Origin of the sequence: Caballeronia sp. dw_19 (genome assembly GCF_018449515.1) — a bacterium.
In the GTDB taxonomy this organism is placed as follows: Bacteria; Pseudomonadota; Gammaproteobacteria; order Burkholderiales; family Burkholderiaceae; genus Caballeronia.
The window spans coordinates 77,782-89,712 of the sequence record NZ_JAAVUQ010000013.1 but is presented as its reverse complement, the minus strand read 5'-3'; the positions used below and the strand labels follow the sequence as shown (position 1 = coordinate 89,712).

8 protein-coding genes are annotated in these 11,931 nt (G+C 59.7%); all 8 read left to right on the top strand.

Going from position 1 to position 11,931, the window contains the following annotated elements; genetic code table 11:
- Positions 1 to 13: 13 nt before the first annotated feature.
- The 8 genes from HB376_RS19020 (at position 14) to HB376_RS18985 (ending at position 11,872) form a co-directional block, all read left to right on the top strand.
- Entirely contained in the window at positions 14 to 745 is a 732-nt protein-coding gene (locus HB376_RS19020; RefSeq protein WP_213765215.1) for a ribonuclease activity regulator RraA, read from the top strand.
- A 60-nt stretch (positions 746 to 805) separates the two neighbouring features.
- Entirely contained in the window at positions 806 to 2,140 is a 1,335-nt protein-coding gene (locus tag HB376_RS19015) for an MFS transporter (RefSeq protein WP_213765214.1), read from the top strand.
- 85 nt (positions 2,141 to 2,225) lie between these two features.
- Positions 2,226 to 3,296: a LacI family DNA-binding transcriptional regulator gene (locus HB376_RS19010; RefSeq protein WP_213765213.1), complete on the top strand. Its 1,071-nt coding sequence runs from the start codon at positions 2,226 to 2,228 to the stop codon at positions 3,294 to 3,296.
- Between the two features lie 1,312 nt (positions 3,297 to 4,608).
- A complete protein-coding gene (adh, locus tag HB376_RS19005; RefSeq protein WP_213765212.1) occupies positions 4,609 to 6,129 on the top strand; it encodes an aldehyde dehydrogenase in 1,521 nt (506 codons plus the stop codon).
- Positions 6,130 to 6,205: 76 nt separating this feature from the next.
- Positions 6,206 to 6,598: a DUF779 domain-containing protein gene (locus tag HB376_RS19000; RefSeq protein ID WP_213765211.1), complete on the top strand. Its 393-nt coding sequence runs from the start codon at positions 6,206 to 6,208 to the stop codon at positions 6,596 to 6,598.
- Positions 6,599 to 6,781: 183 nt separating this feature from the next.
- On the top strand, positions 6,782 to 8,677 hold the full coding sequence (locus tag HB376_RS18995) for a sigma-54-dependent Fis family transcriptional regulator (RefSeq protein ID WP_255631439.1): 1,896 nt from the start codon (positions 6,782 to 6,784) through the stop codon (positions 8,675 to 8,677).
- A gap of 159 nt (positions 8,678 to 8,836) precedes the next feature.
- Positions 8,837 to 9,982 carry a GAF domain-containing protein gene (locus HB376_RS18990; RefSeq protein ID WP_213765209.1) on the top strand — a complete coding sequence of 382 codons (1,146 nt, stop codon included), beginning with the start codon at positions 8,837 to 8,839 and terminating at the stop codon, positions 9,980 to 9,982.
- Positions 9,983 to 10,069: 87 nt separating this feature from the next.
- Entirely contained in the window at positions 10,070 to 11,872 is a 1,803-nt protein-coding gene (locus HB376_RS18985; RefSeq protein ID WP_213765208.1) for an NAD(P)/FAD-dependent oxidoreductase, read from the top strand.
- Positions 11,873 to 11,931 lie beyond the last annotated feature (59 nt).

Below are 11,931 nucleotides of genomic sequence, written 5' to 3'. Positions count from 1 at the left end.
CAGAGCACGCCTTATGAACCCATCCGATACCCCCGTCAGCGCCGCCGCGCTGGAACTGTTGCGCCACGTCAGCACGGCTACGCTCACCACACAGTTGTTCAAACGCGGCTTGCGCAACGTATTTTTGCAAGGCGTCGCGCCGCTCGTCAAACCTGCGCCGGGCGCACCGAACCTGGTTGGACCGGCATTCACGCTGCGCAATATTCCGGCGCGTGAAGACCTCGATCACGTGGGTGTGTTCCAGGACCCCGACCATCCGCAGCGCAAGGCGGTGGAGAGTGCGCCGCCAGGCAGCGTGCTGGTTCAGGATTGTCGCGGGGACCGCACGGTGGCATCGGTGGGATCGATTCTCGCGCTGCGGCTGGCGAAGCGCGGCGTGGCGGGCATGGTTTCCGATGGACCGGTGCGTGATAGCGGCACGATTTCGGAACTGGGCTTGCCGCTGTGGTGTGCGGGTGCGAGCGCGCCGCTGAATCTGGCGAAACATCACGCGGTGGATATGAACGTGCCGATCGCGTGCGGCGGCGTGGCGGTGTATCCGGGCGATATTGTTGTCGCTGATGTGGACGGTGTCGTGATCGTGCCGCGCGAAATGGCGGAAGACGTGGCGCGCGATGCGAGCGAACAGGAGCAACTGGAAATCTTCATCTCGCAACGTATCGATGAAGGCAGGCCGCTGCGCGGGACCTATCCGCCGAATGAGGAAACGCTGGCGGCCTACGCGCAATGGCGGGCAAAAAAATAACAACGTATCGACGTCGGACCTATAACGGCTCGCCGGCACGCAGCGAGCGCAGGAGACACGGTGAGTACTGTTCCGCATGCGGTAGATGAAATGCCATTGATCAACCGGCTGGCATTCAGGCTGATGCCGCTGCTTGGCCTGCTCTATCTGATCGCGTATATCGACCGTTCGAATATCAGTTTTGCCAAGCTGCAGATGCTGGGCACTCTCGGTTTGAGCGAAGTGGCGTATGGGCTTGGCGCGTCCTTGTTTTTCATCGGCTATCTGATCTTCGAAGTGCCGAGCAACGTGCTGCTGCACAAGTACGGCGCGCCCCGCTGGATCGCGCGGATCATGCTGACGTGGGGCATTGTCACCGTACTCCTCGCATTCACGAAAAACGCCACCACGTTCTACGTGCTGCGTTTCCTGCTCGGTGCTTCCGAAGCCGGGCTTTATCCTGGCGTGATTTATTACCTGACCTTGTGGTTTCCATCGCGGCATCGGGTGCGGATGCTGGGGTATTTCACAGTGGGCAGCAGTCTGGGGAACATGGTGGGCGCGCCTATTTGCGGCTGGCTGTTGGACAAGGGTGGACTCCTTGGTCTGCAAGGCTGGCAGCTTGTGTTCATTGTCACGGGCATACCCTCTCTTCTTCTGACCGCTGTCGTGCTGTTGTATTTGCCTGCGTCTCCGCTCAAAGCGAAATTCATTTCGGATGCCGAAAAGAAATGGCTGGCCGATACCCTCGATAACGAACGCGCCCTCGCGGCACAAACCGAAGCGGGCAAGACAAGGTTTCTGAGCGTGTTGACGGAACCACGCGTGATTGGCATGGCGCTGTATTACATGATGCTGTCCATGTCGGTGTATGGTGTGAGCTACTGGTTGCCGACACTGGTCAAGGGGTTCGGTGTGAGCAATACCGTCAACGGCCTGATCAATATCGTGCCGTGGCTGCTCGCGACTATCGTGCTCGCGTGGTTGCCGTCGAAGTTGCGCGCTGCCGACCGCACGATGATCGCGATGCTTTGTGCGTCGGTACTCGGCGTGGTGTTCTTTCTCGGTAGCGTGTTCCTGCCGACCAACACGTTGCGTTTCATTGCGTTGAGTCTTGGCGCGCCCTGCATGTATTTGCTCCTGCCGTGTTTCTGGACGCTGCCGTCGAAGTTCCTGACCGGTGCGCGTGCGGCAGCCGGGATCGCGGCGATCAATTCGCTTGGTAATGTGGGCGGTTTTATCGCGCAGAATCTGGTGCCATGGGTCCGGCAGGTGAGCGGCAGCACGAAGACGCCCATGCTGATTCCCGCTGCGTGTCTCTTTACGTTCGGCGTCGTCACGCTGGTTTTGATTCGGCGCGATCGCCATGACGGTATGCAGGGGGTGGCCAATGGGCGGAGGGCGGAAGCGGCGTAGGGCTCAGCGGTATCGTTCTTATGACAAGGCTCGATCGGCGTTGACTACGATACCGGTGTCAGGCCCTACTGCAACCAAGCGAACCATGCCGGACGACAAGCCGACAGCTTATTCCATCGATGCTCAGGACGAAGCGCCGGCCGTGCCCGTCAAGCGGTCGCGCGGCGGTCCGAAAGGGCTGCGCATCACCGACGTCGCGGCCGCCGCTGGCGTCTCGCCCATTACGGTTTCGCGTGTTTTCAACAATCCGGAATCAGTCGCGCCGGAAACGCTCGAGCGCGTACGTCAGGTTGTGCAGAAGCTTGGTTACGTGCCTAACCGGCTGGCGGGCGGGTTGTCATCGTCGAAGTCGCGGTTGATTGCGGCGATTGTCCCGACCATCGCGCACTCGTTGTTCTCCCAGACCATTCAGGTGTTCAGCGAGACCATGTCGAAGGCCGGTTATCAGGTGCTGCTTGCGTTGAGCGGTTACAGCGATTCTAGTGAGGAAACGCTGCTTGATGCCGTTTTGAGCCGGCGTCCTGAAGGGGTGTTGTTGACGGGCGTGGCGCATACGGATTCGTTGCGTGAACGGTTGCGCAATGTTGGCATTCCGATTGTGGAAACGTGGGACATGACGGAAACGCCGATTGATATGCTTGTCGGTTTCTCGCATTACCAGGTGGGCGTTGCGGTTGCGGAGCGGTTCCTCGCGCGAGGGGTTTTGCATCCGGGCCTGGTGTCGGCCAATGATGATCGCGCGATCGCACGTATCACCGGTTTTCGCGAGCGGCTGGCGCGCGCGGGAATTCACGATATAGCGGATGTGATTGTCGCGCCGCCCAGTTCTGTATTGATCGGCAAGGCCGCATTGCCGAAGCTTCTTGAGCGGGTGCCCGCGCTCGATGCGGTTTTCTGCGGCTCGGATCTGCTTGCTATCGGCGTGCTTGGCGAGGCAAAACGCAGGGGTATCGAGGTGCCGTCGCAACTGGCCATCTGCGGTTTCGGCGATCTGGAGTTTGCGTCGGAAACGAGTCCGCAGTTGACGACCGTGGGCGTGGACGGCACGCACATTGGCGTGAGCGCGGCGCACTGTTTGTTAGCGCGGTTGAAAGGCGAGAAGGAAGCGAACGTGGTCGATGTTGGGTTTCATATTGTTGAGCGGCAGACGGGGTGAATTTGGAAGTTGGCTTTCGTTCGCACTGGGGAGGGGCTGATGGTGTTTGGGAGCGGGGGTTAGTGGGCAGGGTTGATGCCGGGGATGGTCGGTTCTGGGTTAGCGGTCGGGGTCAATGCCGGGTTGGTGCTTTCGGCGTTAGTGGTCTGCGAGAGTCGGATTTTCTCTTTATCACTATTAGCCACTGTGCGTGGCGGCACGTCATTTCTTTGTCCAAAGCGACAAAGAAACGAAGCAAAGAAAGCGCTTTCAACCACGCTACCCTAAGTGTCCACAGCGTGCAGTTTCTATTCATAGGTGCCCCAAAAGCACGGTGCTCGCCAGAGCGCCGGATGTGTGAACCCCTCCTTCTCCGAACACCGATACCCACACGCTTCGCCACCAGTGATTGAACCTGCCCAAGGGACACCCCGCGCTATCCGCGGACGACCTCCCTCCAAATGTGTACGCGCCTCGAACCACGCCGCCAACCCGCCAGGAAACGAGGCCGCGAAGATGCGGGCGGCCGTAACCGACGAAGATAGCTGTACAGAATGCACAGCCAATTTACAAAAACTGAAGCAGTAAACACAAACACGCATAAAGCTGTGGCCTATGAATACGGTCGCACGGACCAGGTAGCTAACCTGTCAAAAAACCGCAGCCGTAAATACCCGTAAGGCCGTGCGGGTTCCTTGGCAATGGTGCTTGCCCGAGAGCGTTGGGGGCGAAGCGTGTTCGTGTCAGGATTCGCGAGAAGGAGGGGTTCAAACATCCTTCGCTCTGGCGAGCACCGTGCTTTTGGGGCACCTATGAATAGAAACTGCACGCTGTGGACACTTAGGGTAGAGCGGTTAAAGCGCTTTCTTTGCTTCGTTTCTTTGTCGCTTTGGACAAAGAAATGACGTGCCGCCACGCACAGTGGCTAATAGTGATAAAGAGAAAATCCGACTCTCGCAGACCACCACGGCCGAAAGCACCAACCCGGCATTGACCCCGACCACTACCGCTGAAAGCACCACCCCGGCACTGACCCCGACCACTACCGCCGAAACCACCGCCCCAGCACTGACCCCGACCACTCGTAATGAACGGCCCGTCCATAGTTTGCACAACAAATCCGCTGCGCGTCACTGTTCCGTTTCAACACGAATCCCGACGCAGGTGTTCCAAAACGGAACGCCCGGTCATCCTCGTGCACAAGCGGAAAACCCGCACCGCCCGTGCCCACGTGCAAGACAGCCATTGGCACGCATCTCGCAAGCATGGTCCCACCGGTCGCGGCAATCATGGTCGCGGCGGTCATTCTCACCGACATGCGAGGAGCACGCACATGAATCACGCCGAGATGCAATTTTTGAACACCGACTTCCCGTATAAAAAACAGTATGGCAACTTCATCGGTGGTCAATGGGTCAAGCCGGTAGGTGGTGAGTATTTCGATAATATTTCGCCAATCACGGGCGAAGCGTTCACATCCATCCCGCGCTCGCGCGAAGCCGATATCGAACTCGCGCTCGATGCAGCGCACAAAGCCAAGACCGCCTGGGGCAAGACCTCGCCCGCCGAGCGAGCGAACATCCTGAACAAAATCGCCGACCGGATGGAAGCGAACCTGACGCGCATCGCGGTGGCGGAAACCATCGACAACGGCAAGCCGCTACGCGAAACAATGGCCGCCGACATTCCGTTGGCCATCGACCATTTCCGCTATTTCGCCGGTTGCGTGCGTGCCCAGGAAGGCTCGATTTCGCAAATCGATGAGGACACGGTCGCATACCACTTCCACGAGCCGCTAGGCGTGGTGGGACAGATCATTCCGTGGAATTTCCCGATCCTGATGGCGGTATGGAAACTGGCGCCCGCGCTGGCTGCCGGCAATTGCGTCGTGCTGAAGCCCGCCGAACAAACGCCCGCTTCGCTGCTGGTGGTGATCGAGTTGATCGAGGATCTATTGCCGGCCGGCGTGCTGAACGTGGTCAACGGCTTTGGGCTGGAGGCGGGCAAACCGCTGGCATCGAACAAGCGGATTGCCAAGATCGCGTTCACCGGCGAGACCACGACTGGCCGCCTGATCATGCAGTACGCCAGCCAGAACCTGATTCCGGTGACGCTCGAACTCGGCGGAAAGAGCCCGAACATTTTCTTCGCCGATGTCATGAACGCGGACGACAGCTATTTCGACAAGGCGCTCGAAGGGTTCGCCATGTTTGCGCTGAATCAGGGCGAGGTCTGCACGTGCCCGTCGCGCGTGCTGATTGAAGAGTCGATCTACGATCGCTTCATGGAACGCGCGCTCAAGCGCGTAGCGGCAATCAGCCAGGGACATCCGCTCGACTCGAAGACGATGATCGGCGCGCAAGCCTCGCAGGAGCAGCTTGAAAAGATCCTGTCGTATATCGATCTCGGCAAGCAGGAAGGCGCGGAATGCCTGATCGGCGGAGAACGCAACGCGCTCGATGGTGAGTTGAAGAACGGCTACTACGTTAAGCCGACCGTCTTCCGCGGTCACAACAAGATGCGCATCTTCCAGGAGGAAATCTTCGGGCCGGTGGTGTCGGTAACGACGTTCAAGGACGAAGCGCAGGCGCTGGAAATCGCCAATGACACGCTTTATGGCCTCGGTGCGGGCGTGTGGACGCGCGATGGTACGCGAGCCTACCGTTTCGGCCGCGACATCCAGGCCGGACGTGTGTGGACGAACTGCTATCACGCCTATCCGGCGCATGCGGCGTTCGGTGGTTACAAGCAATCGGGTATTGGCCGGGAGAATCACAAGATGATGCTCGACCACTATCAGCAGACGAAAAACCTGTTGGTGAGTTATAGCGAAAAGCCGCTCGGTTTCTTCTGATCAAAGCGGTTGTTGCGTGATCTGAATGGCGGGCCGCGCTGCGGCTCGCCATAGTGTGTGTTCAGTGGAAACCCTTATGACCGAAGAAGAAGTTTCGCGCGTGGTCGCCACGCCGGCGGCGATCGAATTGATCGATAAGCTGAAGGCCGAACACGGGCAGGTGTTGTTCCATCAATCGGGCGGTTGTTGCGACGGCAGTGCCCCCATGTGTTTCCCGGTCGCCGAATTCATGGTCGGTTCGTCGGACGTCAAGCTCGGCGAGCTAGCCGGCGTGCCGTTCTACATGAGCGAATCGCAATTCGAATACTGGCAGCACACGCAGTTGATCATCGATTGCGTGCCGGGGAATGGCGGCATGTTTTCGCTGGAACGCCCCAGCGGGTTGCGTTTTCTCACACGGTCGCGCCTTTTCGACGACACCGAATCTGCCTGGCTCGAGCATCATCCGGTCGAGCGCGTGACGGGTTAAACGCGGGATTGAACGCTGTAGCAGTGGTACATTGTCTCGATCGACCACGCGACGGGCGGAGCTGACGACCGACTCCTTCCGCGAATGCTGGCGGAGGAGACAATGGTTATGAACCCGGTTTCTATCGACCGTTCAAGCGGATCAAGCCGATCCGCGCTGCTGGCCGGCAATCATGCCGGCCGTATGGAAGGGCTGGATATCATCAGGCAATCGCACGAACGTTCCCGCAGCTTCGGCCTGTCGGACACCATGCGGCCCGACTACGGCGTGCTCGGCGAAGCGGAGCTCCGGCTCAAGCGCGAGCAGAATCGCGCGCTCTCCACGCATGCGCTGCCCGTCATAGAAACGCTCTACGGGCAGATCGCCAATACGCACAGCATGGTCGTACTGACCGACTCCGAAGGGCTGATCCTGCATTCGCTCGGCGACGACGATTTCCTCGCTCGTGCCGATCGCGTCGCGTTGCGTCCGGGCGCCCTATGGAGCGAACAGCAGCAGGGCACCAACGCAATTGGCACAGCCATTGCCGCAGGCGACGCCACCATGGTGCTCGGCGACCAGCATTACCTGCGCGCGAACCGGTTTCTTGCGTGCTCCAGCGTGCCGATTCTTGATCCATTCGGAGAGTTGCTAGGTGTTCTCGACGTTACCGGCGATTGCCGCGGCCACAGCCGTCATACCATGGCGCTTGCCAAGATGTCCGCGCAGATGATCGAGAACCATTTGTTCACCAGCGCCTTTCCTGAAGCATTGCGAATCCATTTTCACGGGCGGCCCGAGTTTATCGGCACGTTGATGGAAGGCATTGCTGCGTTCAGGGCCGATGGGCGCTTTCTATCGGCTAATCGCAGCGCACAATTTCAGTTTGGCTTGCCGCTGGCCTCGTTGCGCGCGCATACCTTGTCATCGTTGTTCAACGTCTCGTGCGGCGAGTTGTTCGACCGGATGCGCAGCGGTGTGGGCACGCCCGTCGAGCGCACGATTTCGCTCTGCCTGCACAGCGGCGTCAACGTATTTGCCAGCGCGGATCTGCGGCGCTCGACCGCCGTTTCGCTCTCGACAGATAGCCGCGATGTCACCGACGTCGTCCCTCGCAAACGCGTCCCCGAACCCCAACCCAAACTCTCCGACCTGCGTTACCTGATGACCGGCGATGCTCAGGTTGCGGCGCTCGTTGAACGGGTGCGCAAGGTGATTGGTAAAAATATTCCGATCCTGATTGGCGGCGAGACGGGTACTGGCAAAGACGTCCTGGCGAGCGCGGTGCATCGTGACTCGCCGCGTTGCGACGGGCCATTCGTTGCGTTGAATTGTGCGTCGATCCCGGACACGCTGATAGAAGCGGAGTTGTTCGGTTATGAGGAAGGGGCGTTCACGGGCGCATCGAAGCGTGGTGCGTGCGGCAAGATTTTGCAAGCCGATGGCGGCACCTTGTTCCTCGATGAAATCGGCGATATGCCGTTCTCATTGCAAAGTCGTTTGCTCCGTGTGCTGCAGGAGCGCACGGTGACGCCGCTCGGCAGCACGCGCGCAGTGCCCGTGGATTTCGCGTTGATCTGCGCGACCAATCGCAATCTGCGCGAGCGCGTCAGTGCTGGCGAATTCCGCGAGGATCTCTATTACCGGATCAACGGTCTGCTTGTGACGTTGCCGCCGTTGCGCCAGCGTACCGATCTCGCCGTGACCGTTGAAAAGATCCTTCGTGCCGAGCGTCCGAGCGGCACGCCCATCAGGGTTTCACCCGAGGTGCTGGCCGCGTTCACCCGCCACTCGTGGCCAGGAAACTTTCGGCAACTGGCGAACGTGCTGAGGACCGCGTGTGCGATGCTCGATGACCATGAAACGTGCATCGGCCTTGATCATCTGCCGCAAGATTTCTTCGATGACGAACGCGACACCAGGACATTGTCGAGGCCGGTGAAGGACAGCGCGCGCCTGGACGATCTCGCGTTGTCGGCCGTCGCGGCAGCGCTTGAGACACACGCCGGTAACGTCTCGGCGGCGGCGCGAATGCTTGGCGTATCGCGTAACACGCTCTACCGGAAGATGGCTGCGCTCGACGAAACGCGACGTCGATAACGTCGCCGTCGATTGAGACAAATGTCTCATCAACCTCGATGGTGCACTGCGGTGTGATCTCCCCGAATACGCATGCTAAAACGTCATCATGCGTTTAAGTTTTCGGGTTGCAGCGTGTCGTGAATGACGCGAGCGCACCGAATCCGCCGGAGGCTCTTCATGCCGTATGTTTCGCAGACCAGACACATCGATCGCGTGCGCAACGTGATAGAAGGCCGCATGATCAGCCCGGGTGCCGATGCGTCGCGGCTGGCGTCATCGTACCGGCGATCGCTGGAGCAATATCATCTCGATCCGGGGGCGACTGTTGGTCCGCGCATCCTGACCGTTCCCGAATTGCGCGACATTCAACAACGTGAAGAAACCGTGCTGCGGGCATCGGGCCAATGTCTTTCGCGACTGCATGAAACGGTGCGCGAAGCCGACTACTGCGTGATGCTGACCGATGCAGCGGGCGTGACCATCGACTACCGGGTGGATCGTGATCGCCGCCACGAATTCAAGCGCGCGGGTCTGTATCCCGGTTCGTGCTGGTCCGAGCGTGAAGAGGGGACATGCGGCGTTGCGTCGGTGTTGCTCGACGCCGAGGCGATCACCGTCCACAAGACCGACCATTTTCGCGCGGCGTTCACCACGCTGACCTGTAGCGCATCGCCTATCTTCGGCGTGCAAGGCGAGTTGATCGGCGTGCTGGATGCGTCGGCGGTGCGCTCGCCCGAAGAGCGCGAGAGTCAGCGGCTGGTCAACCATATCGTGCGGCAAAGTGCGCTGTTGATCGAGGACGGTTTCTTCCTTAACGCGACCACGCATTGCTGGGTGTTGCTCGCGCACCGCAGCCGGCATTACGTTGAGGCGCAGCCGGAAATACTCATCGCCTTCGATGTACGCGGCTACGCGATCGCCGCTAACCGGCGCGCGAAGGAATGTGTGCCGGCGCTGGATCAGTTGCCGCGCCACGTCTCCGAACTCTTCGATATCCGCGCCGAACGCCTGCTCGATGCACGCCCCGGACGCGATCTCATCTCGTTCAGGTTGGCGGGCTCGGGATCACCGCTGCATGCGCGTGTGAGGCCGCCTGTTCTACGCGCTTCCAGAAGCCCGGTGCCTACACCCCGCGAAGCCGCTAAACCGGTAACGCAACCCGCGTTGTCTGAAAGCGAAACACTGGAACGCGCCCGCATACTTGCTGCGATGACCGATGCAAAGTGGCGGCCCGTCATGGCGGCGCAGGCGCTGGGTTTATCGCGGGCGACGTTGTATCGGCGGATAGCGAAGTTTGGAATAGTGGCGCCGCACAGGCGTTAGCAGTAGATAAGCGCTTTCATTTTAGCGGGCACAGACCCGTCTTTCTTAACCGATACTTAGTGATCCGTATCTCATGGAGGAGCGACCATGTCTGAACAGAATCCGAATCAAACCATCAGCAACATCCTGGAGACATTCGAAGCCGCGTTAAAAAGCGGCGACACCGCGGCGGCCATTGCGCTATTCCAGCCCGATGGTTATTGGCGCGACCTTGTCGCGTTCACCTGGAACATCAAGACGATGGAAGGCCGCGAGCAGATTGCCGCGATGCTCGATTCGCAGTTGAACACGGTCAAGCCATCAAAGCTGAAGATTGCCGATAACGAAACGGCGACCGAAGCGGACGGCGTGACGCAAGCGTGGATCACGTTCGAGACGGGAGTCGCGCGCGGCACGGGTTTTATCCGCGTGAAGGACGGGCAGATCTGGACGTTGCTCACGACCATGACTGAACTCAAAGGCCACGAAGAACCGAAAGGGTTCAGGCGGTCGATGGGCGCTGAACACGGCGCGCGTACGGACCGCACCAGCTGGAAGGAGAATCGCGAGGCTGAACTGGAGACGCTGGGTTATGAGAAGCAGCCGTATTGCCTGATCGTCGGCGGCGGGCAGGGTGGCATTGCGTTGGGAGCGCGGCTGCGGCAACTGGGTGTGCCGGCGATCATTATCGATAAGAACGAGCGCCCCGGGGACGCCTGGCGTGCTCGTTATAAAACGCTGTGCCTGCATGATCCGGTCTGGTACGACCATATGCCGTATCTGCCTTTCCCGGACAACTGGCCGGTGTTTTCGCCGAAGGACAAGATAGGCGACTGGCTGGAGATGTACACAAAGGTGATGGAGCTGAACTACTGGGGATCGACGACCTGTACATCTGCCCGATACGACGAAGCCGCCGGCGAATGGATCGTGGAAGTCGAGCGCGACGGCGAAAAACTGACGCTGCGGCCGAAGCAACTCGTGCTCGCCACCGGCATGTCGGGCAAACCGAATCTGCCGAAGTTCAAGGGCATGGATGTGTTCAAGGGCGAGCAGCATCATTCGTCGAAACATCCGGGACCGGATGCTTACAAGGGCAAGAAGGTCGTGGTGATTGGCGCGAATAATTCTTCGCACGATATTTGCGGGGCGCTGTGGGAAGCGGGCGTGGATGTGACCATGGTTCAGCGTTCGTCCACGCACATAGTCAAGTCGAACACGCTGATGGACCTGGCGCTGGGCGATCTTTACTCCGAGCGCGCAGTGGCGGCGGGCATGACCACGATGAAGGCCGACCTGACGTTTGCATCGATTCCATACAAGATCCTGCACGAGTTCCAGATCCCGGTGTACAACGCGATCAAGGAGCGTGATGCCGAGTTTTATGACCGGCTGGAGAAACGCGGTTTCATGCTTGATTTCGGCGATGACGGCTCAGGCCTCTTCATGAAATATCTGCGGCGCGGATCGGGCTATTACATTGATGTGGGCGCGGCGGACCTCGTCGCGGACGGCAAGATCAAGCTGAAGAGCGGCGTGGATGTAGTCGAGTTGAAAGAGCATTCGGTCGTGCTCAGCGACGGCAGCGAACTGGAAGCGGATCTGGTCGTGTACGCGACCGGTTATGGGTCGATGAACGGCTGGGCCGCGGATCTTATATCGCGTGAGGTGGCGGACAAGGTGGGCAAGGTGTGGGGACTGGGATCGAATACGACCAAGGACCCGGGGCCGTGGGAAGGCGAGCAGCGCAACATGTGGAAACCTACGCAGCAGCAGGCGTTGTGGTTCCATGGCGGTAACCTGCATCAATCGCGCCACTACTCGCAGTATTTATCGCTGCAACTCAAGGCGCGGATGGAGGGGATTCCAACGCCGGTATTCGGCTTGCAAGAGGTGCATCATTTGTCGTGATGGCAGGTTGTAACTGACGCTTTGCAACGGAACGTCAGGCGTGCCCGGCGGGGGGCGAT